Annotated in this window: 16 protein-coding genes, 7 tRNA genes and 6 pseudogenes; 27 read left to right on the plus strand and 2 right to left on the minus strand. The window is 57.9% G+C overall.

Annotation, left to right across the window (positions count from 1 at the left end):
• Nucleotides 1-12 precede the first annotated feature (12 nt).
• The 8 genes from asnB to ABOC21_RS17465 all read left to right on the plus strand — a co-directional run bounded on the left by asnB (nt 13) and on the right by ABOC21_RS17465 (nt 2,612).
• Complete coding sequence (gene asnB / locus ABOC21_RS17430) at nt 13-1,677, plus strand: asparagine synthase B (RefSeq protein ID WP_426812686.1); 1,665 nt, start codon at nt 13-15, stop codon at nt 1,675-1,677.
• Between the two features lie 227 nt (nt 1,678-1,904).
• Nucleotides 1,905-1,982: transfer RNA gene (locus ABOC21_RS17435), tRNA-Met, on the plus strand.
• A 10-nt stretch (nt 1,983-1,992) separates the two neighbouring features.
• Nucleotides 1,993-2,077: transfer RNA gene (locus ABOC21_RS17440), tRNA-Leu, on the plus strand.
• A gap of 22 nt (nt 2,078-2,099) precedes the next feature.
• Nucleotides 2,100-2,174, plus strand: a tRNA-Gln gene (locus ABOC21_RS17445).
• A gap of 37 nt (nt 2,175-2,211) precedes the next feature.
• A tRNA-Gln gene (locus tag ABOC21_RS17450) sits at nt 2,212-2,286 on the plus strand.
• A gap of 20 nt (nt 2,287-2,306) precedes the next feature.
• Nucleotides 2,307-2,383: transfer RNA gene (locus tag ABOC21_RS17455), tRNA-Met, on the plus strand.
• Nucleotides 2,384-2,427: 44 nt separating this feature from the next.
• Nucleotides 2,428-2,502, plus strand: a tRNA-Gln gene (locus tag ABOC21_RS17460).
• Nucleotides 2,503-2,537: 35 nt separating this feature from the next.
• Nucleotides 2,538-2,612 (plus strand) — tRNA-Gln (locus tag ABOC21_RS17465).
• Between the two features lie 122 nt (nt 2,613-2,734).
• Here ABOC21_RS17465 and ubiF read toward each other — a convergent pair.
• Nucleotides 2,735-3,910, minus strand: coding sequence for a 3-demethoxyubiquinol 3-hydroxylase (gene ubiF, locus ABOC21_RS17470; protein ID WP_426812687.1), 1,176 nt, complete (start codon nt 3,908-3,910; stop codon nt 2,735-2,737).
• Between the two features lie 274 nt (nt 3,911-4,184).
• Here ubiF and miaB point away from each other — a divergent pair, with 274 nt between their 5' ends.
• The 9 genes and pseudogenes from miaB to ABOC21_RS17515 all read left to right on the plus strand — a co-directional run bounded on the left by miaB (nt 4,185) and on the right by ABOC21_RS17515 (nt 13,436).
• The gene (miaB, locus tag ABOC21_RS17475; RefSeq protein ID WP_426812688.1) at nt 4,185-5,609 is read left to right on the plus strand and encodes a tRNA (N6-isopentenyl adenosine(37)-C2)-methylthiotransferase MiaB; all 1,425 of its coding nucleotides are present in this window, start codon (nt 4,185-4,187) and stop codon (nt 5,607-5,609) included.
• Nucleotides 5,610-5,789: 180 nt separating this feature from the next.
• Nucleotides 5,790-6,836, plus strand: coding sequence for a PhoH family protein (locus ABOC21_RS17480; RefSeq protein WP_426812689.1), 1,047 nt, complete (start codon nt 5,790-5,792; stop codon nt 6,834-6,836).
• A pseudogene (ybeY, locus tag ABOC21_RS17485) lies at nt 6,833-7,301 on the plus strand (rRNA maturation RNase YbeY). Before ABOC21_RS17480 ends, ybeY begins: the two are co-directional and overlap by 4 nt.
• 98 nt (nt 7,302-7,399) lie before the next feature.
• Nucleotides 7,400-8,278, plus strand: coding sequence for a CNNM family magnesium/cobalt transport protein CorC (gene corC / locus ABOC21_RS17490; protein ID WP_095095048.1), 879 nt, complete (start codon nt 7,400-7,402; stop codon nt 8,276-8,278).
• Between the two features lie 22 nt (nt 8,279-8,300).
• Nucleotides 8,301-9,840 (plus strand): annotated as a pseudogene (gene lnt, locus ABOC21_RS17495) (apolipoprotein N-acyltransferase).
• 377 nt (nt 9,841-10,217) lie between these two features.
• Entirely contained in the window at nt 10,218-11,129 is a 912-nt protein-coding gene (locus ABOC21_RS17500; protein ID WP_426812690.1) for an amino acid ABC transporter substrate-binding protein, read from the plus strand.
• Between the two features lie 163 nt (nt 11,130-11,292).
• Nucleotides 11,293-12,033: an amino acid ABC transporter permease gene (locus ABOC21_RS17505; protein WP_426812691.1), complete on the plus strand. Its 741-nt coding sequence runs from the start codon at nt 11,293-11,295 to the stop codon at nt 12,031-12,033.
• Nucleotides 12,034-12,035: 2 nt separating this feature from the next.
• Nucleotides 12,036-12,710, plus strand: a complete 675-nt coding sequence (gltK, locus tag ABOC21_RS17510; protein WP_426812692.1) for a glutamate/aspartate ABC transporter permease GltK — start codon at nt 12,036-12,038, stop codon at nt 12,708-12,710.
• Nucleotides 12,710-13,436, plus strand: a pseudogene (locus ABOC21_RS17515) (amino acid ABC transporter ATP-binding protein). Before gltK ends, ABOC21_RS17515 begins: the two are co-directional and overlap by 1 nt.
• A gap of 59 nt (nt 13,437-13,495) precedes the next feature.
• Here ABOC21_RS17515 and ABOC21_RS17520 read toward each other — a convergent pair.
• Nucleotides 13,496-13,978, minus strand: a complete 483-nt coding sequence (locus ABOC21_RS17520; protein WP_426815523.1) for a zinc ribbon-containing protein — start codon at nt 13,976-13,978, stop codon at nt 13,496-13,498.
• A gap of 225 nt (nt 13,979-14,203) precedes the next feature.
• Between ABOC21_RS17520 and leuS the strand changes: the two genes are divergently transcribed.
• The 10 genes and pseudogenes from leuS (at nt 14,204) to rlpA (ending at nt 24,930) form a co-directional block, all read left to right on the plus strand.
• Nucleotides 14,204-16,786 carry a leucine--tRNA ligase gene (gene leuS, locus ABOC21_RS17525; protein WP_426812693.1) on the plus strand — a complete coding sequence of 861 codons (2,583 nt, stop codon included), beginning with the start codon at nt 14,204-14,206 and terminating at the stop codon, nt 16,784-16,786.
• Nucleotides 16,787-16,800: 14 nt separating this feature from the next.
• Nucleotides 16,801-17,391 (plus strand): LPS assembly lipoprotein LptE, encoded by a 591-nt coding sequence (lptE, locus tag ABOC21_RS17530; RefSeq protein WP_426812694.1) that lies wholly within the window; start codon nt 16,801-16,803, stop codon nt 17,389-17,391.
• A pseudogene (holA, locus tag ABOC21_RS17535) lies at nt 17,391-18,423 on the plus strand (DNA polymerase III subunit delta). The gene lptE and the pseudogene holA overlap by 1 nt, the downstream one beginning before the upstream one ends.
• Nucleotides 18,416-19,066 carry a nicotinate-nucleotide adenylyltransferase gene (gene nadD, locus ABOC21_RS17540; protein ID WP_426812695.1) on the plus strand — a complete coding sequence of 217 codons (651 nt, stop codon included), beginning with the start codon at nt 18,416-18,418 and terminating at the stop codon, nt 19,064-19,066. The pseudogene holA and the gene nadD overlap by 8 nt, the downstream one beginning before the upstream one ends.
• A gap of 54 nt (nt 19,067-19,120) precedes the next feature.
• On the plus strand, nt 19,121-19,750 hold the full coding sequence (locus ABOC21_RS17545; protein ID WP_426812696.1) for an adenosylcobalamin/alpha-ribazole phosphatase: 630 nt from the start codon (nt 19,121-19,123) through the stop codon (nt 19,748-19,750).
• A 209-nt stretch (nt 19,751-19,959) separates the two neighbouring features.
• Nucleotides 19,960-20,277, plus strand: coding sequence for a ribosome silencing factor (rsfS, locus tag ABOC21_RS17550; RefSeq protein WP_004859547.1), 318 nt, complete (start codon nt 19,960-19,962; stop codon nt 20,275-20,277).
• A 3-nt stretch (nt 20,278-20,280) separates the two neighbouring features.
• Complete coding sequence (gene rlmH / locus ABOC21_RS17555; protein ID WP_041144581.1) at nt 20,281-20,748, plus strand: 23S rRNA (pseudouridine(1915)-N(3))-methyltransferase RlmH; 468 nt, start codon at nt 20,281-20,283, stop codon at nt 20,746-20,748.
• Between the two features lie 27 nt (nt 20,749-20,775).
• Nucleotides 20,776-22,678 (plus strand): annotated as a pseudogene (gene mrdA / locus ABOC21_RS17560) (peptidoglycan DD-transpeptidase MrdA).
• Nucleotides 22,678-23,791: pseudogene (gene mrdB / locus ABOC21_RS17565) on the plus strand (peptidoglycan glycosyltransferase MrdB). Before mrdA ends, mrdB begins: the two co-directional pseudogenes overlap by 1 nt.
• 11 nt (nt 23,792-23,802) lie before the next feature.
• The gene (gene rlpA, locus ABOC21_RS17570; RefSeq protein WP_426812697.1) at nt 23,803-24,930 is read left to right on the plus strand and encodes an endolytic peptidoglycan transglycosylase RlpA; all 1,128 of its coding nucleotides are present in this window, start codon (nt 23,803-23,805) and stop codon (nt 24,928-24,930) included.
• Nucleotides 24,931-24,940 lie beyond the last annotated feature (10 nt).

Below are 24,940 nucleotides of genomic sequence, written 5' to 3' on the forward strand. Positions count from 1 at the left end.
ACGGAGAAGGCTATGTGTTCAATTTTCGGCGTACTGGATATTAAAACTGACGCGGTAGAACTGCGTAAAAAGGCACTGGAGCTTTCCCGCCTGATGCGCCACCGTGGGCCGGACTGGTCCGGCGTCTACGCCAGCGATAAAGCCATTCTGGTACATGAACGTTTGTCTATCGTTGACGTTAACGCTGGCGCTCAGCCGCTGTATAACCAACAAAAAACTCACGCCCTGGCGGTAAACGGCGAAATTTATAACCACCAGGCGCTGCGCGCGGAGTACGGCGATCGCTATACCTTCCAGACCGGTTCGGACTGCGAAGTCATCCTCGCGCTGTATCAGGAAAAAGGCCCGGCCTTCCTCGACGATCTGCAGGGAATGTTTGCCTTCGCGCTGTACGACAGCGAGAAGGATGCTTATCTGATCGGCCGCGACCATATCGGTATCATTCCGCTGTATATGGGTCACGACGAACACGGTAACTTCTACGTCGCATCAGAAATGAAGGCGCTGGTTCCGGTGTGCCGCACCATTAAAGAGTTCCCGGCCGGCAGCTACCTGTGGAGCAAAGATGGCGAAATCCGCGAATACTACCAGCGCGACTGGTTTGATTACGACGCGGTAAAAGACAACGTTACCGATAAAAACGAACTTCGTCAGGCGCTGGAAGAGTCGGTGAAAAGCCACCTGATGTCCGACGTTCCTTACGGCGTACTGCTTTCCGGCGGCCTGGACTCTTCGGTTATTTCCGCGATCACCAAAAAGTTCGCCGCCCGTCGCGTTGAGGATCAGGAGCGTAGCGAAGCCTGGTGGCCGCAGCTGCACTCATTTGCCGTCGGCCTTGAGGGATCGCCGGACCTGAAAGCCGCGCAAGAAGTGGCCAACCATCTGGGCACCGTCCACCACGAGATCCACTTCACCGTGCAGGAGGGCCTCGACGCCATTCGCGACGTGATCTATCACATCGAAACTTACGACGTGACGACCATCCGCGCGTCAACTCCGATGTACCTGATGTCGCGTAAAATCAAAGCGATGGGCATCAAGATGGTGCTGTCAGGCGAAGGTTCTGATGAGGTTTTTGGCGGCTATCTCTATTTCCACAAAGCGCCGAACGCCAAAGAGCTGCATGAAGAAACCGTGCGCAAGCTGCAGGCGCTGCATATGTTTGACTGCGCCCGTGCCAACAAAGCGATGTCGGCGTGGGGCGTGGAAGCCCGCGTGCCGTTCCTCGACAAGCAGTTCCTCGACGTCGCCATGCGCATCAACCCGCAGGATAAGATGTGCGGCAACGGTAAAATGGAAAAGCATATCCTGCGTGAATGCTTTGAATCCTACCTGCCGGCGAGCGTGGCGTGGCGTCAGAAGGAGCAGTTCTCAGACGGCGTAGGCTACAGCTGGATCGATACGCTGAAAGAAGTGGCGGCCGGGCAGATTTCCGACCAGCAGTTGGAAACCGCCGCCTTCCGCTTCCCGTACAACACGCCGTCGTCGAAAGAGGCGTATCTGTACCGCGAAATCTTCGAAGAGCTGTTCCCGCTGCCGAGCGCCGCGGAGTGTGTCCCCGGCGGCCCGTCGGTTGCCTGCTCTTCGGCTAAAGCGATTGAATGGGATGAAGCGTTCAAAACCATGAACGATCCGTCAGGACGCGCGGTAGGCGTGCACCAGTCGGCCTATAAATAATCGAGTCAGACGACAAACGGACCCCGCGGGGTCCGTTTTTTTATGCCTTTATTTACGGCTTAAAAGCGATAAATAACCAATAATTGCTGATTATTACACCATGCTGGTTGCAACCTAACCAAACAGTCACATTCCGGCGATTTTCCTTGAAAAAGAGGTTGACGCTCGCAGGCCCAATACGCATAATGCGCCCCGCAACGCCGATAAGGTAACGCGAAAAAAAAGATGGCTACGTAGCTCAGCCTGGTTAGAGCACATCACTCATAATGATGGGGTCACAGGTTCGAATCCCGTCGTAGCCACCATCTTTTTTTTGCGGGAGTGGCGAAATTGGTAGACGCACCAGATTTAGGTTCTGGCGCCGCAAGGTGTGCGAGTTCAAGTCTCGCCTCCCGCACCATTCACCGAACGCGTTGCACGGATGGGGTATCGCCAAGCGGTAAGGCACCGGTTTTTGATACCGGCATTCCCTGGTTCGAATCCAGGTACCCCAGCCATATTTCTTCGAGGTTAGCGGTTTGCCGCGACGGTTCTTGGGGTATCGCCAAGCGGTAAGGCACCGGTTTTTGATACCGGCATTCCCTGGTTCGAATCCAGGTACCCCAGCCATCGAAGATGTGATAAGATTTGGCTACGTAGCTCAGCTGGTTAGAGCACATCACTCATAATGATGGGGTCACAGGTTCGAATCCCGTCGTAGCCACCAGATAGGGAATTATTGATTCAGTTCGATAAATCCAAAAAAATTGTTGGGGTATCGCCAAGCGGTAAGGCTCTGGTTTCTGATACCAGCATTCCGAGGTTCGAATCCTCGTACCCCAGCCAATTTAAAAAAGTCGCTCACTCGTGAGCGCACCCGTTGGGGTATCGCCAAGCGGTAAGGCTCTGGTTTCTGATACCAGCATTCCGAGGTTCGAATCCTCGTACCCCAGCCACTTAGTAACAAAAAAGCTCGCTTCGGCGAGCTTTTTTGTTTTTGTCGTCCGCCGCGTTCAGCGCACGATGATAGCAACGCGGCTCCCCGGCTTTGCATCGCGCAGGCCGGGGAGCCTCTTCGCTACAGCCCCAGGGCGTACTTCAGCGCCTGACGCTTTAAAACACCCGCCCGCGCCGCCGCCATCAGGCCGATATTGCGCAGCGCGCGCAACGGCGCCAGATCGTTGCTGAAGCCAACATAAAATAGATCCATCCCCGACTGCATCAGCAAATTATCGGTTCTCCGCCGCGTCTGATAGCGTTTGAGCACCGGCAGGCCGTCCCACTCCTCACCGCGATCCCGCGCGCGCGTTAAGACATCCAGCAGCGCATCGACGTCGCGATAGCCGAGGTTAACCCCCTGCCCCGCCAGCGGATGAATGGTGTGCGCGGCGTCGCCCACCAGCGCCAGCCCCGGCTGCACGTACTGCAGCGCGTGGCGACGGGTCAGCGGAAACGCGCCGGCGCTGAGCGGCGTAACCTCGCCGCAGCGCGACGGGAAATTGCCCACGATCTCCTGCTGGAGCTGCGCCATGCTCATCCCCTGCAGCTGGCGAATGCGCGCGGGAGCGTCATACCAGACCAGCGAGGCCCAGCGATCGAACAGCGGCAGGAACGCGCGCGGCCCGGAAGGCGTAAACTGCTGCCAGGTGCTGTCGCCGGGATCGTCGGCACACCGGACGCTAATCAGCATGCAGGACTGCTGGTACTGCCACGCCTGGATGCCGATACCGGACAGCCGGCGCACCTCGGAGTGTGCGCCGTCGGCGCCGATAACCAGCCGGGCCACGCGCTCGCTGCCGTCGCTCAGGCGCAATAGCGTATGTGCAGACTCGCGCTGCAGCGCCTGCAGGGAAACGCCAACCCGCAGCGTAACCTGCTCATGCGCCTCCAGCGCCTGCCACAGGGCCAGCTGCAATACGTTATTCTCGACCATATAGCCCAGTTCGGACAGCGCCAGCTCCGCGGCGTCGAAGGAGACGTGAGCCGCTTCCCACTCCCAGGTCTCGAGGCGACGATAGGGATGCACGCGCATCGCGCGTATCGCCTCCCAGACGCCGAGGCTTTTCAACAGCCCGACGGAAGATGAACCGATCGCCGAAATACGCACGTCCGGCGGCTGCGTTGGATCGAAGGCCGCCGGCGCGGCCTTCTCGATCACCGTCACCGTAAAACCGTGCTGTGCCAGCCCTAGCGCCAGGGCGCCGCCGACCATTCCGCCGCCAATAATGGCGACATCCGCTGCGTGAATTGTCATGGCAATTATCCTTAAAACCTCAATCCGTTCAGTTTACCGGATTTTCAGGCGCCCTGCGGTGATTACGCTCGCGCTGGTCAGGGCACCACCAAAGCATTACAATATGCCCCCTGCAATCCTGGCTATACTCATCGTTTTTCAAATTGCAGTTGCCCTGGCAGCGCCCCGGTTCCCTGGCGGGCTGCGATTTTGCGGCCTGCCGCCTGCAATTCGAAATTCATAGAGCGTCTGTACCCGTCATTTTGGATATCTATAATTGAGCATGAGCATGTCGATGACAAAAAAACTCCATATTAAAACCTGGGGCTGTCAGATGAATGAATACGATTCATCAAAGATGGCCGATCTGCTGGATGCCACGCACGGGTATCAGCTCACCGAAATCGCGGAAGAAGCGGATGTTCTGCTGCTCAACACCTGCTCAATTCGCGAGAAGGCCCAGGAAAAAGTCTTCCACCAGCTGGGCCGCTGGAAGCTGCTGAAAGAAAAAAATCCCAACCTGATTATCGGCGTCGGCGGCTGCGTCGCCTCGCAGGAAGGCAAGCTTATCCGTCAGCGCGCCCACTATGTCGATATTATTTTTGGCCCGCAGACGCTCCATCGCCTGCCGGAAATGATTAACTCGGTGCGCGGCAACCGCCGGCCGGTGGTCGACGTGAGCTTCCCGGAAATCGAAAAGTTCGACCGCCTGCCGGAACCACGCGCCGACGGCCCAACCGCGTTCGTCTCCATTATGGAAGGCTGTAACAAGTACTGTACCTACTGCGTGGTGCCCTATACCCGCGGCGAAGAGGTCAGCCGTCCTTCTGACGATATCCTGTTCGAGATTGCCCAGCTGGCGGCGCAGGGCGTCCGTGAGGTCAACCTGCTCGGACAGAACGTTAACGCCTGGCGCGGCGAAAATTACGACGGGACCACCGGCAGCTTTGCCGATCTGCTGCGTCTGGTCGCGGCGATCGACGGGATCGATCGCATTCGCTTCACCACCAGCCACCCGATTGAATTTACCGATGACATTATTGACGTCTATCGCGACACCCCGGAGCTGGTAAGCTTCCTGCATCTGCCGGTACAGAGCGGCTCTGACCGCGTGCTGAACCTGATGGGGCGCACCCACACGGCGCTGGAATATAAAGGCATCGTTCGCAAGCTGTACGAAGCGCGGCCAAATATCCAGATCAGCTCCGATTTTATCGTCGGCTTCCCCGGCGAAACCAACGAAGATTTCGAAAAGACCATGAAGCTGATTGCGGACGTAAATCTCGACGTCAGCTACAGCTTTATCTTCTCGGCGCGTCCTGGCACGCCGGCGGCGGATATGGTTGACGACGTCCCGGAAAAAGATAAGAAGCAGCGCCTCTATATTCTTCAGGAGCGCATCAACCAGCAGGCGATGGCCTGGAGCCGTCGGATGCTCGGCACCACCCAGCGTATTCTGGTCGAAGGAACCTCCCGTAAGAGCATCATGGAGCTCACCGGACGCACCGAAAATAACCGGGTCGTCAACTTCGAAGGGACGCCGGATATGGTCGGCAAGTTTGTCGATGTCGAGATCGTCGACGTCTACACCAACTCGCTGCGCGGGAAAATCGTGCGTACCGAAGAGGAAATGGGCCTGCGCATTGTGGAATCACCGCAATCCGTCATCGCGCGGACCCGCAAAGAAAACGATTCGGGCGTCACGCTTTATCAGCCCTAATCCGTTCAGGCCTGCCGGCTCCGGCAGGCCTTGTATTTCCTCTCCCGGACCCAATATTCATAGCAATGCTTGCGCCATATTCCCGTGACGTGAATAATTTCCTTACCCGCCGGGGTATCGTCTGTAAGAAGGCGGCTATACCCGTTTATCGCCCGGCAAAACGCAGATAAGAGGAACAGCTTGAACACAGAAACTCGCGAAATCACCCTGGAACCAGCGGACAACGCACGCCTGCTTGGGCTGTGCGGCCCGTTTGACGACAATATCAAACAGCTTGAGCGCCGGCTGGGCATCGAAATCAACCGCCGTGACAACTACTTTAAGCTGACCGGACGCCCAATATGCGTCAACGCGGCTGCGGATATTCTGCGCAGCCTGTACGTCGATACCGCTCCAATGCGCGGGCAGATTAGCGATATCGAACCGGAGCAGATTCACCTCGCCATCAAAGAGGCCCGCGTGCTGGAGCAGAGCGCCGAGAGCGTTCCGGAGTACGGTAAGGCGATTAACATCAAGACCAAGCGCGGCGTGATTAAGCCCCGTACGCCGAACCAGGCGCAGTACGTCGCCAATATCCTCGACCACGATATCACCTTCGGCGTCGGCCCCGCCGGGACCGGGAAAACCTATCTGGCGGTTGCCGCCGCGGTCGATGCGCTTGAACGTCAGGACGTGCGTCGTATTCTGCTGACCCGCCCCGCCGTTGAGGCCGGGGAGAAGCTGGGCTTCCTGCCGGGAGATCTGAGCCAGAAGGTCGATCCCTATCTGCGTCCGCTGTACGATGCGCTGTTCGAAATGATGGGCTTTGAGAAAGTTGAGAAGCTGATCGAGCGCAACGTGATTGAGGTCGCGCCGCTGGCCTATATGCGCGGCCGCACGCTGAACGACGCCTTTATCATTCTCGATGAGAGCCAGAACACCACCATCGAACAGATGAAGATGTTCCTGACCCGCATCGGCTTTAACTCTAAAGCAGTGATCACCGGCGACGTCACCCAGATTGACCTGCCGCGCAATACCAAATCCGGCCTCCGTCACGCCATCGAAGTGCTGGCGGAAGTCGATGAAATCAGCTTCAACTTCTTCAATAGCGAAGACGTGGTGCGCCACCCGGTGGTTGCCCGTATCGTCAATGCCTATGAAGCGTGGGAAGAAGCGGATCAAAAACGAAAAGCAGAACTGGCCGCCGAGCGCAAACGCGAAGCCCAGGAACAGGAGCAGAAATGAGTCAGGTCATTCTCGATTTACAGCCTGGCTTGCGAAGAGAACGGCGGGCTGCCGGATGAAGCTCAGTTTCAGCGCTGGCTGGATGCCGTGATCCCGCAGTTCCAGGAGGAGTCGGAAGTTACCGTTCGCCTGGTAGACGAAGCTGAGAGCCACGAGCTAAATCTGACCTATCGCGGCAAGGATAAGCCGACCAACGTCCTGTCATTCCCCTTCGAAGCGCCGCCGGGCATCGAGCTGCCGCTGCTCGGCGATTTGATCATCTGCCGCCAGGTGGTTGAGCAGGAAGCGAAAGAGCAGGAAAAACCGCTGGAAGCGCACTGGGCGCATATGGTGATTCATGGCAGTCTGCACCTGCTGGGCTATGACCATATCGTTGATGAAGAAGCGGAAGAGATGGAAAGCCTCGAAACAGAGATAATGCTTGCTCTGGGCTATGAGGATCCGTACATTGCCGAGAAGGAATAACCTGCCGCCGGCTTTGCCGGCGACTGGCCGCTATGCCGGGCGCTGAGTATACGCGCGACGTGCGACGATTTAACTAACATGAGAACCCACACGACGCCATGAGCGACGACAACTCACACAGTAGTGACACAGTAAACAGCAAAAAGGGATTCTTCTCCCTGTTACTCAGCCAGCTCTTTCACGGAGAACCCAAAAACCGTGATGAACTGCTGGCGCTGATCCGTGATTCCGGGCAAAACGATCTTATCGACGAAGATACGCGCGATATGCTCGAAGGGGTAATGGACATCGCCGACCAGCGCGTCCGCGATATTATGATCCCCCGCTCGCAGATGATTACCCTGAAACGCAACCAGACCCTGGACGAATGCCTCGATGTCATCATCGAATCCGCCCACTCGCGTTTTCCGGTGATCAGCGAAGACAAAGATCACATCGAAGGGATTCTGATGGCCAAAGACCTGCTGCCGTTTATGCGCAGCGATTCCGAAGCCTTCAGCATGGAAAAAGTGTTGCGCCCGGCGGTTGTCGTGCCTGAAAGCAAGCGGGTCGACCGCATGCTGAAAGAGTTCCGCTCCCAGCGTTATCATATGGCTATCGTTATCGATGAGTTTGGCGGCGTCTCCGGTCTGGTGACCATTGAAGACATCCTTGAGCTTATCGTCGGTGAGATCGAAGACGAATACGATGAAGAAGAAGATATCGATTTTCGTCAGCTGAGCCGCCACACCTGGACGGTCCGCGCGCTGGCCTCTATTGAGGACTTCAACGAAGCCTACGGCACCCACTTCAGCGATGAAGAGGTTGATACCATTGGCGGACTGGTGATGCAGGCCTTTGGCCATCTGCCGGCTCGCGGCGAGTCTATCGACATTGATGGTTACCAATTCAAGGTCGCAATGGCCGATAGCCGACGTATTATCCAGGTACATGTCAAACTTCCTGACGACGCGCCGCAGCCGAAGCTGGAAGACTAATCACACGGGACGATTAACCTAAATGGTATTTGCCTCTCTTCTCGAACGCCAGCGCGTACGTCTGCTGCTGGCGCTACTATTCGGAGCCAGCGGAACGCTGGCTTTTTCTCCTTATGACATCTGGCCCGCGGCGATTATTTCGCTCATCGGCCTGCAGGGCTTAACCCTCAACCGTCGTCCTTTGCAGAGCACCTGGATTGGTTTCTTCTGGGGCATGGGGCTGTTCGGCTCGGGGATTAACTGGGTCTACGTCAGCATCGCGCAGTTTGGCGGCATGCCTGGCCCGGTCAACGTGTTCCTCGTGGTGCTGCTGGCGGCGTATATGTCGCTGTACACCGGGCTGTTCGCCGGCCTGCTCTCCCGCCTGTGGCCGAAAACCGACTGGCTGCGCGTCGCCATCGCCGCGCCGGTAGTCTGGCAAATCACCGAGTTCCTGCGCGGCTGGGTGCTGACCGGCTTCCCGTGGCTGCAGTTCGGCTACAGCCAGATTGACGGCCCGCTGAAGGGCTTAGCTCCGATCGTGGGCGTCGAGGCGATTAACTTCCTGCTGATGGTGGTCAGCGGCCTGCTGGCGCTGGCCGTCTTCCGGCGCAGCTGGAAACCGCTGATTATCGCCGCGCTGCTCTTCGCCCTGCCCTTCCCGCTGCGCTACATCCAGTGGTATCAGCTGCTGCCGGAGCGCGCGACCGAAGTGTCGCTGGTGCAGGGGAATATTCCTCAGGCCCTGAAGTGGGATGAAAAACAGACTGTTCAACACGCTGAAGACCTATCTGGATCTGACCCAGCCGCATATGGGTTCATCCCGACTGATTATCTGGCCCGAATCCGCCATTCCGGATCTGGAGATCAATCAGCAGAATTTCCTCACCATGATGGATGACCTGCTGCGGTCGAAAAACAGTTCGCTGGTCACCGGTATCGTCGATGCACGGCTGAACAAGCAGAATCGGTACGACACCTACAACACCATTATTACGCTGGGCAAAGATAACCCTTACAGCTACGACTCCACCGATCGCTACAACAAGAACCATCTGGTTCCGTTTGGCGAGTTTGTGCCGCTGGAATCGATTTTGCGTCCGCTGGCGCCGTTCTTCGATCTGCCGATGTCCTCCTTCAGCCGCGGCCCGTACGTTCAGCCGCAGCTGGTGGCGCACAACCTGAAGCTGACCGCCGCCATCTGCTACGAGATCATCCTCGGCGAGCAGGTGCGCGATAATTTCCGTCCGGATACCGACTTCCTGCTGACCATCTCCAACGACGCCTGGTTTGGCAAGTCGATAGGCCCGTGGCAGCACTTCCAGATGGCGCGCATGCGCGCGCTGGAGCTGGCGCGTCCGCTGCTGCGCAGCACCAATAACGGCATTACCGCCGTTATCGGCCCGCGGGGTGAAATTCAGGACACGATCCCGCAGTTCACCCGCGCCGTGTTAACCACGAAGGTGACTCCGACGACGGGCCTGACCCCCTACGCCCGTACCGGCAACTGGCCGCTGTGGGCGCTGACCGCGCTGTTTGGTTTTGGCGCTCTGCTGATGAGCCTGCGCCAGCGCCGTCGCTAATCTCCGCTTAGAGAGCCCTCTCCGCTGTGCCCCGGTGATGCCTGTCACCGGGGAATACTCTCTTTCCTGTCCTACCTGGCACGTTCATTGCTTAATACATTAACGTCGCGCCGCTATGGCTGCTGGTACAACCGGGTTGCACCACAAGCAGACCTTTCGCGCGTCATTTTGGTGCAATGGATGATTTTTGCCTTTAAATGGTGCGGAGCACTTCGCAAAAATAAACAATATCACAGCAAAATCTTTACATTAAGCCAAACTAAATGCTAACAAACACATACAAACGCTGCACTTAAAGGCGGCAGCGATAATAAAGCACACACACCACCACAATGGGCATCAATGGCGTCCCTGGCGCTGCGGATAAGGAGTTGGATATGCAATTACGTAAACTGGCCACAGCAATGCTGGTCATGGGTATGACCGCTGGCCTGGCGCACGCGGAAGATGCCGCACCGGCTACAGGCCAGAGCACTCTGGATAAAATTGCCAAAAACGGCGTGATCGTCGTTGGCCATCGCGAATCATCCGTACCGTTCTCCTACTACGATAACCAGCAGCAGGTCGTCGGCTACTCGCAGGATTACTCCAACGCCATTGTCGATGCGATCAAGAAGAAGCTGAACAAGCCTGACCTGCAGGTAAAACTGATTCCGGTCACCTCGCAGAACCGTATTCCGCTGCTGCAAAACGGGACCTACGATTTCGAATGCGGCTCCACCACCAACAACCTGGAGCGGCAGAAACAGGCGGCTTTCTCTGACACCATTTTTGTCGTCGGCACCCGTCTGCTGGCGAAAAAAGGCGGCGCGATCAAAGACTTTGCCGACCTGAAAGATAAAGCGGTTGTCGTTACCTCCGGGACCACCTCAGAAATTCTGCTGCATAAGCTGAACGATGAGAAAAAAATGAATATGCGCATCATCAGCGCCAAGGATCACGGCGACTCCTTCCGTACTCTGGAAAGCGGCCGCGCGGTGGCCTTTATGATGGATGACGCGCTGCTGGCCGGCGAACGTGCCAAGGCCAAGAAACCGGATAACTGGGAAATCATCGGCACGCCGCAGTCCAAAGAAGCCTACGGCTGTATGCTGCGTAAAGACGACCCGCAGTTCAAAACCCTGATAGACGATACCGTCGCCAAGGCGCAGACCTCTGGCGAAGCGGAAAAATGGTTCGACAAGTGGTTCAAAAACCCAATCCCGCCGAAGAACCTGAACATGAACTTCGAACTCTCTGAAGATATGAAGGCGCTGTTCAAATCACCGAATGACAAGGCTCTTAACTAATTAAAACAACAAGGGGCAGGATAGCCTGCCCTCCCGATTGTTGTCGCAGCACGGACAGACTATACGCTGGCTGGTCGTTCCCCAGCCGCCGTGAATACCGAAGTACGCTGGGCAAGGATCTTCGAGGGTAGCGCTGCTACCCTTTTTTTTCCAGGAGTCATTTATGTCAATAGACTGGAACTGGGGGATATTCCTGCAACAGGCCCCGTTCGGCAATACCACCTATCTGGGCTGGCTATGGAGCGGCTTCCAGGTCACCGTCGCCCTGTCAGTTACCGCCTGGGTTATCGCTTTTCTCGTCGGCTCGCTGTTCGGTATTTTACGTACCGCCCCGAATCGGCTGCTATCCGGCATCGGCACCTGCTACGTCGAACTGTTCCGTAACGTTCCGCTGATCGTGCAGTTCTTTACCTGGTACCTGGTGGTACCGGAGCTGCTGCCGGAAAATATCGGCATGTGGTTTAAATCCGAGCTGGATCCCAATATTCAGTTCTTTCTCTCCTCGATGATGTGCCTGGGACTGTTCACCGCCGCGCGCGTATGTGAACAGGTGCGGGCGGCGATCCAGTCGCTGCCGCGCGGGCAGAAAAACGCCGGGCTGGCAATGGGCCTCACCCTGCCGCAAACCTACCGCTACGTGCTGCTGCCCAACGCCTATCGGGTTATCGTCCCGCCGATGACGTCGGAAATGATGAACCTGGTAAAAAACTCGGCCATCGCCTCCACCATCGGTCTGGCGGATATGGCGGCGCAGGCGGGCAAGCTGCTGGATTACTCCGCCCACGCCTGGGAGTCGTTTACCGCCATTACCCTCGCCTATGTGTTCATTAACGCGGTGATTATGCTGATTATGTATGTGGTTGAGCGCAAAGTTCGCCTGCCGGGCAATATGGGAGGCAAATAACAATGTACGATTTTGACTGGAGTTCCATCTTACCATCCATGCCGTATCTGCTGGCGGGACTGGTTATCACCCTGAAAATCACCGTTATCGCCATCGTTATCGGTATTGTCTGGGGCACCCTGCTGGCGGTCATGCGTCTGTCGAGCTTTTTACCGCTGGCGTGGTTTGCCAAAACCTACGTCAACGTCTTCCGCTCTATTCCGCTGGTGATGGTGCTGCTGTGGTTTTATCTGATTGTTCCCGGCTTTTTACAGAACGTGCTTGGTCTGTCGCCGAAGACCGATATCCGACTCATCTCGGCGATGATTGCGTTCTCTATGTTTGAAGCGGCGTACTACTCGGAAATTATCCGCGCGGGCATCCAGAGTATCTCCCGCGGACAGTCCAGCGCCGCGCTGGCGCTGGGGATGACCCACTGGCAGTCGATGAAGCTAATTATCCTGCCGCAGGCCTTTCGCGCGATGGTGCCGCTGCTGTTGACCCAGGGGATCGTCCTGTTCCAGGATACCTCGCTGGTCTATGTTCTGAGCCTGGCAGATTTCTTCCGCACCGCCTCGACGATCGGCGAGCGTGACGGAACCCAGGTCGAAATGGTCCTGTTCGCAGGCGCCGTTTATTTTGTCATTAGTCTCAGCGCATCGCTGTTGGTCAGCTGGTTGAAGAAAAGGACTGTGTAATGATTACCCTGAAAAACGTTTCAAAATGGTATGGTCACTTTCAGGTGCTGACCGACTGCTCCACGGAAGTGAAAAAAGGTGAAGTGGTCGTGGTTTGCGGGCCGTCCGGCTCGGGAAAATCCACGCTGATTAAAACCGTTAACGGCCTGGAGCCGATTCAACAGGGCGAGATAACCGTTGATGGCACTCAGGTAAACGATAAAAAAACCAACCTTGCGAAGCTGCGCTCCCGGGTCGGGATGGTATTCCAGCACTTCGAGTCTGTTTCCACATCTGTCGATTATCGACAACCTGACGCTGGCGCAGGTCAAAGTGCTCAACCGCGATAAAGCCGCTTCCCGCGCTAAGGGCCTGAAGCTGCTGGAGCGCGTGGGCCTGTCCGCCCATGCGGAAAAATATCCGGCACAGCTTTCAGGCGGCCAGCAGCAGCGCGTCGCTATCGCCCGCGCGCTGTGCATGGATCCGATTGCCATGTTGTTTGACGAACCGACGTCGGCGCTGGATCCGGAGATGATCAACGAAGTGCTGGACGTCATGGTCGAACTGGCAAACGAAGGGATGACCATGATGGTGGTGACCCACGAAATGGGCTTCGCGCGCAAGGTCGCCAACCGGGTGATCTTTATGGATGAAGGGAAGATCGTCGAAGATGCCGATAAAGAAGCATTTTTCGCCAACCCGCAGTCCGAGCGCGCAAAAGACTTCCTCGCCAAAATCCTCCACTAACGCTCAGGCGCGCACGGGTTCGTGCGCGCGCTGTTCACCGCCATGCTCAACGCGGAATATTAAGGTTCAAACGGCCGGCGCTGGAACTGATCGTGGCCGCACTTCGGGCAGCGCGGCAGCACGTCCGGGGTGTAAACCGCCAGATGGTGGTGGCACTTCTCGCACACCAGATTGCCCAGCCCAACCACCTCGCCGCTGTGGTACACGCCGTGGTGATTGAGGTCCTGAAACACCTCGCGCCACTCGAGCTGGGTTTTATCGGTAATATCGGCCAGCTCCTGCCACAGGCTCTCCTTTATGACCCGCATAAATACGCTATCCGTCAGCTCATCCTGGCTCTCTTCATAGCTGCGGGCAAACTCTTCCAGATCGCGCCTTACCGCCTGAGTCAGCGTCTCAACTTCACGATGCGTTAACTCACCGGACTGGCTGATTTTCACCCGCGCCTGCTCCACCAGCGCGTCTATATCACGCTCTCCGCTGCGTAACCGCTCGCTGAGCGTTGACACCAGCTCGCGGTAGAATTGAGCAACCTTGTTCATCATTTCGCCTCCAGTGTGGTTAACTTATTCTAATAATAGACGTTATCTGCCGGCTGCTTTGCCATTCAGGCCACAGAGTCGCTAAATATTCTCCGCCGCTTTTGCCGATGTTAATGTGCGAAAGGCTGTTTTGACGTGGGCGTTTGGGCTATGCTATGCCGATCTGAAATAACACATCCATTGGCTACATTTGTAGCTGTATTGAAAACAGGACCACTGGCTGCCATGCAAGAGCAATACCGCCCGGAAGAGATAGAATCGAAAGTCCAGCTTCACTGGGACGATAATCGTACATTTGAAGTCACTGAAGACGAGAGCAAAGAGAAATATTACTGCCTGTCGATGCTACCTTATCCTTCTGGCCGACTACACATGGGCCACGTGCGTAACTACACCATCGGCGATGTGATCGCCCGCTACCAGCGCATGCTCGGCAAAAACGTCCTGCAGCCCATCGGCTGGGATGCGTTCGGCCTGCCTGCAGAAGGCGCGGCGGTGAAAAACAATACGGCGCCGGCGCCGTGGACCTATGACAACATCGCCTACATGAAAAACCAGCTGAAAAAGCTGGGCTTCGGCTACGACTGGAGCCGTGAGGTGGCGACCTGCACCCCGGAATACTATCGCTGGGAGCAGAAGTTCTTCACCGAACTGTATAAAAAAGGCCTGGTGTACAAGAAAACCTCCGCGGTGAACTGGTGCCCTAACGACCAGACCGTTCTCGCCAACGAACAGGTTATCGACGGCTGCTGCTGGCGCTGCGATACCAAAGTTGAGCGCAAAGAGATACCGCAGTGGTTTATCAAAATTACCGCCTACGCCGACGAACTGCTGAGAGATCTGGATAACCTGGATCACTGGCCGGATACCGTTAAGACTATGCAGCGCAACTGGATCGGTCGTTCTGAAGGGGTAGAGATCTCCTTCAACGTCAACGACTACGCCGACAAGCTGACGGTCTACACCACCCGTCCCGATACCTTTATGGGCTGCACCTACCTGGCCGTAGCCGCGGGCCACCCGCTGGCGCAGCAGGCGGCGGCCAGTAACCCGGCGCTGGCCGCGTTTATCGACGAATGCCGCAACACCAAAGTCGCAGAAGCTGAAATGGCGACGATGGAGAAAAAAGGCGTCGATACCGGCTTTAAAGCGATTCACCCGCTGACCGGCGAAGAAATTCCGGTATGGGCGGCCAACTTCGTGCTGATGGAGTACGGTACCGGCGCGGTGATGGCGGTTCCAGGCCACGACCAGCGCGACTACGAGTTTGCCAGCAAATATGGCCTCAACATCAAGCCGGTTATCCTCGCGGCAGACGGCTCAGAGCCCGATCTGTCCGAACAGGCAATGACGGAAAAAGGCGTACTGTTCAACTCCGGCGAATTCAGCGGGCTGAGCTTTGAAGCGGGCTTCAACGCCATCGCCGACAAGCTGGCGGCGATGGGCGTCGGCGAGCGTAAAGTGAACTACCGTCTGCGCGACTGGGGCGTTTCCCGTCAGCGCTACTGGGGCGCGCCGATCCCGATGGTCACCCTCGAAGACGGCACCGTTATGCCGACCACGGAAGATCAGCTGCCGGTTATTCTGCCGGAAGACGTGGTCATGGACGGCATCACCAGCCCGATTAAGGCCGACCCGGAGTGGGCTAAAACCACCGTTAACGGCCAGCCTGCGCTGCGTGAAACCGATACCTTTGATACCTTTATGGAATCCTCCTGGTACTACGCGCGCTACACCTGCCCGCAGTACGACCAGGGCATGCTGGATCCGGAAGCGGCAAACTACTGGCTGCCGGTTGATATTTATATCGGCGGCATCGAACATGCGATCATGCACCTGCTCTACTTCCGCTTCTTCCACAAGCTGATGCGCGACGCGGGCATGGTGAACTCTGACGAACCGGCTAAGCAGCTGCTGTGTCAGGGTATGGTGCTGGCGGACGCGTTTTACTACGTCGGCGACAACGGCGAGCGTAACTGGGTCTCCCCGGTTGACGCCACCGTCGAGCGCGATGAGAAAGGCCGTATCGTCAAAGCCTTCGACCCACAGGGCCGCGAGCTGGTGTATACCGGCATGAGCAAAATGTCCAAGTCGAAGAACAACGGCATCGACCCGCAGGTGATGGTTGAGCGCTACGGCGCGGACACCGTGCGTCTGTTCATGATGTTCGCCTCTCCGGCGGATATGACCCTCGAATGGCAGGAGTCCGGCGTTGAAGGGGCAAACCGCTTCCTGAAGCGCGTCTGGAAGCTGGTGTACGAGCACACGACTCAGGGGCCGGCCATCGCCCTCGACGCTGCCAGCCTGAGCGAAGATCAGCAGGCGCTGCGCCGCGACGTGCACAAAACCATTGCAAAAGTCACCGATGATATCGGCCGTCGTCAGACCTTCAACACCGCGATCGCGGCGATCATGGAGCTGATGAACAAGCTGGCGAAAGCGCCGCAGGAAGGCGAGCAGGATCGCGCGCTGATGCGTGAAGCGCTGCTGGCGGTGGTGCGTATGCTCAACCCGTTCACCCCGCACGCGAGCTTCACCTTATGGCAGGAGCTGGGCGGCGAAGGCGATATCGACAGCGCGCCGTGGCCGGTCGCCGACGACAGCGCAATGGTGGAAAATACCACTCTGGTCGTCGTCCAGGTTAATGGTAAGGTTCGTGGTAAAATTACCGTACCGGTCGATGCCACCGAAGATCAGGTCCGCGCCCGCGCGGGTCAGGAACATCTGGTCGCGAAGTATCTTGACGGCGTCACCGTACGTAAAGTGATCTACGTTCCGGGCAAACTGCTCAATCTGGTCGTTGGCTAAGCGCAGGAGGAAGCGTGCGATATCTGGCAACATTGTTGTTATCTCTGGCGGTGTTAATCACCGCCGGATGCGGCTGGCACCTGCGCAGTACTACCCAGGTCCCGACCGCAATGAAAACCATGATCTTCCAGTCGGGCGATCCAAACGGTCCGCTGAGCCGCTCGGTGCGTAACCAGCTGCGCCTGAACGGGGTTGAACTGATCGATGGCAGCACGCTGCGTAAGGATGTTCCTTCTCTGCGTCTGGAATCATCGTCTATTCAGAAAGATACGGCCTCCATTTTCCAGGACGGACGTACCGCTGAGTACCAGATGGTGATGACGGTTCATGCCAGCGTGCTGATCCCGGGCCATGATATCTATCCGATCACGACGAAAGTCTACCGCTCCTTCTTCGATAACCCGCAGGCGGCGTTAGCGAAGGATGCCGAGCAGGATATGATAATTCAGGAGATGTACGACAAAGCGGCGGAGCAGCTGATTCGTAAGCTGCCAAGCGTCCACGTTGCGGATGTCGAAGCCACCAAAGGCGAGGAGAAGCCGGTCACCACGGCCCCAGCCTCCTCCACCTCCGGCAACCGCGTCTCCACCACGCTGGGTAACTGATGATTCGGCTGTACCCTGAACAACTCCGCGCGCAGCTTACCGAAGGGCTGCGCGCGGCCTATTTACTGCTGGGCAGCGACCCTCTGCTGCTGCAGGAAAGCCAGGATTCTATTCGCGAAGCCGCTACGCCCCAGGGCTTTACCGAACACCACACCGCGACCCTCGATGCCAGCACCGACTGGCCCGCCCTCTTCTCGCTGAGCCAGGCCATGAGCCTGTTCGCCAGCCGTCAAACGCTGCTTCTCGTCCTGCCGGAAAACGGCCCCAATGCGGCCATTAACGAACAGCTGGCGACGCTTATCGGTATGCTGCATGACGATTTGCTGCTGATAGTGCGCGGCAATAAGCTGACCAAAGCCCAGGAGAACGCCGCGTGGGTCACCGCCCTCGCCAGCCGCGCGGTGCAGGTAAGCTGTCAGACGCCGGAACATGCGCAGCTCCCACGCTGGCTGGCGGCGCGGGCCAAACAGCATAATCTGCAGCTTGACGACGCCGCCAGCCAGTCTGCTGTGCTACTGTTACGAAGGCAACCTGCTGGCGCTGTCGCAGGCGCTGGAGCGTTTGTCCCTGCTGTGGCCAGACGGCAAGCTCACGCTGCCGCGCGTAGAGCAGGCGGTAAACGATGCCGCCCACTTTACGCCGTATCACTGGGTCGATGCGCTACTGGCGGGCAAAAGCAAGCGCGTGCTGCATATTCTGCAGCAGCTCAGGCTCGAGGGCAGCGAACCCGCAATCCTGCTGCGCACGCTGCAGCGAGAACTGCTGCTGCTGGTAAACCTGAAGCGCCAGTCGGCCCATACGCCGCTGCGCGCGCTGTTCGATAAGCATCGCGTGTGGCAAAACCGCCGACCGCTGTTAACCGACGCGCTCACCCGCCTCGGTAGCGACCAGCTGCGGCAGGCCGTCACCCTGCTTACCCGCACGGAGCTCACCTTCAAGCAGGATTACGGAACCAGCGTCTGGCCCGAATTAGAGAGCCTTTCTTTATTGCTCTGCCACAAAGCGCTGGCGGACGTGTTTATCGATGGTTGATATGACTCAGCTGCAGGCAATGTACGGTGGCACCTTCGATCCGGTGCATTACGGTCACCTCAAACCGGTCGAGATTCTGGCCAATCAGATAGGCCTGGCGAAGGTGATTATTGTGCCTAACAACGTGCCGCCGCATCGCCCCCAGCCGGAAGCAACCAGCGCCCAGCGCAGGCATATGCTCGAACTGGCTATCGCCGATAAGCCGCTGTTCGTGCTGGATGAGCGCGAGCTGCAGCGCCAGACGCCCTCCTGGTCGGCGCAAACGCTGCAGGAGTGGCGCCAGGAGCAGGGGCCAAAGCCGTCGCTGTCATTTATCATCGGCCAGGACTCTTTGCTCACCTTCCCGACCTGGCACAACTACGCCAGCATTCTGGATAACGTGCATCTGATCGTCTGCCGTCGTCCGGGCTACCCGCTGCTCATGCAGCGCCCGGAGGACCAGCGGTGGCTCGATAAACACTTAACGCACGATGTCGAGCAGCTGCGCCGCCGCCCCGCCGGGGCTATCTATCTGGCGGAAACGCCGTGGTTTGATATTTCAGCCACCCTCATTCGCCAGCGGCTTGAGCGCGGCGAATCCTGTGCCAATATGCTGCCGGCCGCCGTTCTGGACTATATTCATCAGCAAAAGCTCTATTGCTAACCCTCCGCGCGGGCGCCCGAGCGGCGCTCCCCTTTCGGCTCAGCGAGGATAATCATGAGATTATGGTTAGTTCGTCATGGCGAAACCCAGGCTAACGCCGCCGGTCTGTACAGCGGACGGGCCCCCACGCCCCTGACCGAACGCGGCGAGGCCCAGGCCGCCCGGCTTGGCCAACGCCTGCGGGCGGTGGCGTTCGACCGCGTTCTTTGCAGCGAGCTTGAGCGCACCCGGCGCACCGCCGATCTGCTGCTCGGCGACAGGCCGATCCCCCGCGAGATTGTTCCCAACCTCAACGAGATGTTCTTCGGCGACTGGGAAATGCGCCACCATCGCGATTTGCAGCATGAAGATGCGGAAAACTATGCCGCCTGGTGCGCGGACTGGCAGCACGCGGCGCCCACCAACGGCGAAAGTTTTCAGAATTTTGCCCGGCGGGTCGCGGCATTTCGCGAGGAGCTGACGCAGTATCAGCATCTTGACCATCTGCTTATCGTCGGCCATCAGGGCGTGCTTAGCCTGTTAACCGCCCTGCTGCTGGAAATGCCGGCGGCGGCTATGTGGCGCTTTCCCATCGCGCAAGGCGCGTGGAGCATGCTCGATCTGCGTGCAGATTTCGCCACCCTGCGGGTACTAAATAGCCGGGCCGTCTGGCGGGCGGAAGAAGAATTCAGCCCAGACCATTGACAGGTCGGAGCAGGCTGCTATTCTCCGCAGCCTGAAGGTATCCGCCATACAGATGTTTTACAAAAATGGCGATGCAATCGGCGGCGATGGATGGGATGATAGCCGCCTCCAACGCCCGCTGGCAGACATTTATCCCGACTTTTTTATGAGTTCAGGTATACTGCCGGGCTGTTTGTTATTATCACTCTTCACTCACCCAGGGGGAACTCTTGCAGGGTAAAGCACTCCAGGATTTTGTTATCGACAAAATTGATGACCTGAAAGGTCAGGACATCGTAGCCATTGACGTTCATGGCAAATCCAGCATTACAGATTGCATGATTATTTGCACCGGCACGTCTACGCGCCACGTCATGTCCATCGCCGACCATGTGGTGCAAGAGTCCCGCGCCGCCGGCATGCTGCCGCTGGGCGTAGAAGGCGAAAGCGCCGCCGACTGGATTGTTGTTGACCTTGGCGACGTCATGGTTCACGTCATGCAGGAAGAGAGCCGTCGTCTGTACGAGCTGGAAAAACTCTGGAGTTAATGCGTGAAGCTGCAGCTGGTGGCCGTTGGCACCAAAATGCCGGACTGGGTTCAGACCGGCTTTAGTGAATATCTGCGTCGTTTTCCAAAAGATATGCCGTTCGAGCTGTTGGAAATCCCCGCCGGTAAGCGCGGTAAAAACGCCGATATCAAGCGCATCCTCGAAAAAGAAGGGGAGATGATGCTGGCGGCGGCGGGTAAAAACCGCATCGTGACCCTGGATATTCCGGGGAAGCCGTGGGATACGCCGCAGGTGGCGCGCGAGCTGGAGCGCTGGAAGCAGGATGGCCGCGACGTCAGCCTGCTGATCGGCGGCCCGGAGGGGCTTTCTCCGGCGTGTAAAGCCGCGGCGGAACAGAGCTGGTCGCTCTCTACCCTGACTCTGCCTCACCCGCTGGTGCGCGTACTGGTTGCGGAGAGTCTGTATCGGGCGTGGAGTATTACAACCAACCACCCTTACCACCGTGAATAATGATGACCAGGGTAGACTAAGCAGCGAATGAAATTACAGAATTCTTTCCGCGACTATACGGCTGAATCCTCGCTGTTTGTGCGCCGGGCGCTGGTCGCTTTTTTGGGGATTTTGCTGCTTTCCGGCATACTGGTTGCCAATCTTTATAACGTACAGATAGTCCGCTACACGGACTATCAGACGCGCTCGAACGAAAACCGCATCAAGCTGGTTCCCATCCCGCCAAGCCGCGGCATTATCTATGACCGTAACGGCACGCCGCTGGCGCTGAACCGCACCATCTATCAGCTGGAAATGATGCCGGAAAAAGTCGATAACGTGCAGCAGACGCTGGACGGGCTGCGTGACGTCATTGACCTGACGGATGACGACATCGCCGGCTTTAAAAAGGAGCGCGCGCGTTCCCATCGCTTCACCTCTATTCCGGTCAAGGTTAACCTGACGGAAGTGCAGGTGGCCCGTTTCGCGGTCAACCAGTACCGCTTTCCCGGCGTCGAAGTTAAAGGCTATAAGCGCCGCTATTATCCCTACAACTCCGCCCTCACCCACGTCATCGGCTATGTCTCGAAAATTAACGATAAAGACGTCGATCGCCTGGATAAAGAAGGCAAGCTGGCGAACTACGCCTCAACCCACGATATCGGCAAACTGGGTATCGAACGCTACTATGAAGACGTCCTGCACGGGCAGACCGGCTACGAAGAGGTCGAGGTCAACAACCGCGGCCGCGTCATTCGCCAGCTCAAAGAGGTGCCGCCGCAGGCCGGGCGCGATATCTATTTAACCCTCGATCTCAAGCTGCAGCAGTATATTGAAACGCTGCTGGCCGGCAGCCGCGCCGCGGTGGTGGTCACCGACCCGCGCACCGGTAGCGTTCTGGCGCTGGTTTCCACCCCGAGCTACGATCCGAACCTGTTCGTGGACGGGATCTCCAGCAAGGACTACTCCGGGCTGCTCAACGATCCGAATACGCCGCTGGTCAACCGCGCCACCCAGGGGGTCTACCCGCCTGCCTCAACGGTGAAACCTTACGTTGCCGTCTCGGCGCTGAGCGCCAACGTCATCACCCGCAATACCAGCCTGTTCGATCCCGGCTGGTGGCAGCTTGCCCGGCTCCGATAAACGCTATCGCGACTGGAAAAAGTGGGGCCACGGGCACCTGAACGTGACCAAAGCGCTGGAAGAGTCTGCGGATACCTATTTCTACCAGGTTGCCTATGATATGGGCATCGACCGCCTGTCGGAATGGATGAATAAATTCGGCTACGGCCACTATACCGGTATCGACCTGGCGGAAGAGCGCTCCGGGAATATGCCCACCCGCGAATGGAAGCTGAAGCGCTTTAAAAAGCCCTGGTATCAGGGGGACACCATTCCGGTCGGTATCGGCCAGGGCTACTGGACCGCAACGCCGATTCAGATGAACAAGGCGCTGATGATCCTGATTAACGATGGCGTGGTAAAAGTGCCGCATCTGCTGCAAAGCACCGTCGAAGACGGCAAGCAGGTGCCGTGGGTTCAGCCGCACGAGCCGCCGGTCGGCGATATTCACTCCGGCTTTTGGGAGATAGCCAAAGACGGCATGTTCGGCGTTGCCAACCGCGGCAACGGCACCGCGCATAAGTACTTCGCCAGCGCGCCTTATAAAATCGCGGCGAAATCCGGTACGGCGCAGGTATTCGGCCTGAAGGCCAATGAAACCTATAACGCGCACAGAATCGCTGAGCGCCTGCGTGACCATAAACTCATGACGGCGTTCGCGCCTTACAACAACCCCCAGGTTGCCGTGGCGATCATTCTCGAGAACGGCGGCGCGGGTCCGGCGGTCGGGACGATTATGCGCCAGATTCTCGATCACATTATGCTGGGCGATAACAACACGAATCTGCCGAGTGAAAATCCGGCGGTGACGGCGGGGGAGGATCAATAATGACCGATAATCCAAACAAAAGATCGCTATGGGATAAAATCCATCTCGATCCCACCATGGTGCTGATACTGCTGGCGCTGCTGACCTACAGCGCGCTGGTTATCTGGAGCGCGAGCGGCCAGGATATCGGGATGATGGAGCGTAAAATTGGCCAGATCGCGATGGGCATCGTGATTATGATCGTTATGGCGCAAATCCCGCCGCGCGTGTATGAAGGCTGGGCGCCCTATCTCTATATCTTCTGTATTATCTTGCTGGTGGCGGTAGATGCCTTCGGCGCCATCTCGAAAGGCGCCCAGCGCTGGCTGGATCTCGGCGTCGTGCGCTTTCAGCCCTCGGAAATCGCCAAAATCGCCGTTCCGCTGATGGTGGCGCGCTTTATTAACCGCGACGTCTGCCCGCCCTCGCTGAAAAATACCGCCATTGCGCTGGTGCTGATTTTCCTGCCGACCCTGCTGGTTGCGGCGCAGCCTGACCTCGGGACCTCTATTCTTATCGCCCTCTCCGGCCTGTTTGTGCTGTTCCTTTCCGGGCTGAGCTGGCGTCTGATCGGCGTCGCGGTGGTGCTGGTCGCCGCCTTTATCCCTATTCTGTGGTTCTTCCTGATGCACGACTACCAGCGTCAGCGCGTTATGATGCTGCTCGATCCGGAAACCGACCCGCTGGGCGCCGGCTATCACATTATTCAGTCTAAAATTGCTATTGGCTCCGGCGGATTGCGCGGCAAAGGCTGGCTGCACGGCACCCAGTCGCAGGCTGGAGTTTCTGCCGGAACGCCATACCGACTTTATCTTCGCGGTCCTGGCCGAAGAGCTTGGGCTGATTGGCGTGCTGGTTCTGCTGGCGCTCTATATTCTGCTCATTATGCGCGGGCTGTGGGTTGCCGCCCAGGCGCAAACCACCTTCGGTCGGGTCATGGCCGGTGGTTTAATGTTGATTTTATTCGTTTATGTCTTCGTAAATATTGGTATGGTGAGTGGTATTTTGCCAGTGGTGGGGGTACCGTTGCCGCTGGTCAGCTACGGGGGCTCAGCCCTGATCGTCTTGATGGCCGGGTTTGGTATCGTAATGTCGATCCACACCCACAGAAAAATGTTGTCGAAAAGCGTTTAAAGGGGTTCGCAATGCGTAAGCAATGGCTGGGGATCTGCATAGCAGCGGGGCTGCTGGCGGCATGTTCGGGTGAAGACGTTCAACAAAAAACCGTCAGCACGCCGCAGCCGGCGGTTTGTAATGGCCCAAGCGTCGAAATCAGCGGCGCCGATCCGCATTATGAAGCGCCGAATCCGACGGCGAATCAGGATTACGAACGCGACGGTAAAAGCTATAAAATCGTGCAGGACCCGTCTAATTTTACCCAGACTGGCCTGGCGGCGATTTATGATGCAGAGCCTAACAGCAACCTGACCGCATCCGGTGAAGCCTTCGATCCTACCCAGCTCACCGCGGCGCATCCGACGCTGCCCATTCCCAGCTACGCGCGTATTACTAACGTCGCCAACGGCCGGATGATCGTGGTGCGTATTAACGATCGCGGCCCGTACGGCAACGATCGCGTGATCTCGCTTTCGCGCGCCTCCGCCGATCGCCTGAACACCTCGAACAATACCAAAGTGCGCATCGACCCGATCGTCATCGCGCCGGACGGCTCGCTCTCGGGCCCGGGAATGGCCTGTACCACCGTCGCCAAACAAACCTATGCGCTACCGGCGCGTCCGGATCTCGACGGCGGCGCCGGCGTCTCGACCGATCAGCCGGCGCAAACCGACGTGCGCGCCATCAGCAACTCAACGCTGAAATCCGACGATAGCATCGGCGCACCGGTCAACAGCAGCGGCTTCCTTGGCGCCCCCACGCCGCTGAATAACGGCGTGCTGGAAGGCAGTGAACCCGTCGCTCAGCCCGCGGCCGCAACCGCGCCGGTCACCGCTCCGGGTTCCATCCAGGGCAGCGTTGCGCCAGCTGCCGCCGCAGCGACGGCGACGACGGCTGTCGCCGCCTCCACCAGTTCCAGCGCTGCCGCCAGCGGCGATTATGTGGTGCAGGTTGGTGCCGTGAGCGACCAGGCCCGCGCCCGGCAGTACCAGCAGCGCCTGAGCCAGCAGTTCTCCGTTCCCGGCCGCGTGGTGCAAAACGGCGCGGTGTGGCGCATTCAGCTGGGCCCGTTCGCCAGCAAACCGCAGGCCAGCACCGTTCAGCAGCGTCTGCAAAGCGAAGCTCAGCTGCAGTCATTTATTACTCACGCCAACTAAACGCGTCGGA

The sequence above is a fragment of the Klebsiella sp. WOUb02 genome, from assembly GCF_050058015.1.
Taxonomy (GTDB): domain Bacteria; phylum Pseudomonadota; class Gammaproteobacteria; order Enterobacterales; family Enterobacteriaceae; genus Klebsiella.

Coding starts and splice junctions, on each gene's coding strand:
- asnB (WP_426812686.1), top strand. CDS start 13: ATGTGTTCAATTTTCGGCGTACTGGATATTAAAACTGACGCGGTAGAA.
- ubiF (WP_426812687.1), bottom strand. CDS start 3,910: ATGACAATTCACGCAGCGGATGTCGCCATTATTGGCGGCGGAATGGTC.
- miaB (WP_426812688.1), top strand. CDS start 4,185: ATGACAAAAAAACTCCATATTAAAACCTGGGGCTGTCAGATGAATGAA.
- corC (WP_095095048.1), top strand. CDS start 7,400: ATGAGCGACGACAACTCACACAGTAGTGACACAGTAAACAGCAAAAAG.
- ABOC21_RS17500 (WP_426812690.1), top strand. CDS start 10,218: ATGCAATTACGTAAACTGGCCACAGCAATGCTGGTCATGGGTATGACC.
- ABOC21_RS17505 (WP_426812691.1), top strand. CDS start 11,293: ATGTCAATAGACTGGAACTGGGGGATATTCCTGCAACAGGCCCCGTTC.
- gltK (WP_426812692.1), top strand. CDS start 12,036: ATGTACGATTTTGACTGGAGTTCCATCTTACCATCCATGCCGTATCTG.
- ABOC21_RS17520 (WP_426815523.1), bottom strand. CDS start 13,978: ATGAACAAGGTTGCTCAATTCTACCGCGAGCTGGTGTCAACGCTCAGC.
- leuS (WP_426812693.1), top strand. CDS start 14,204: ATGCAAGAGCAATACCGCCCGGAAGAGATAGAATCGAAAGTCCAGCTT.
- nadD (WP_426812695.1), top strand. CDS start 18,416: ATGGTTGATATGACTCAGCTGCAGGCAATGTACGGTGGCACCTTCGAT.
- ABOC21_RS17545 (WP_426812696.1), top strand. CDS start 19,121: ATGAGATTATGGTTAGTTCGTCATGGCGAAACCCAGGCTAACGCCGCC.
- rlpA (WP_426812697.1), top strand. CDS start 23,803: ATGCGTAAGCAATGGCTGGGGATCTGCATAGCAGCGGGGCTGCTGGCG.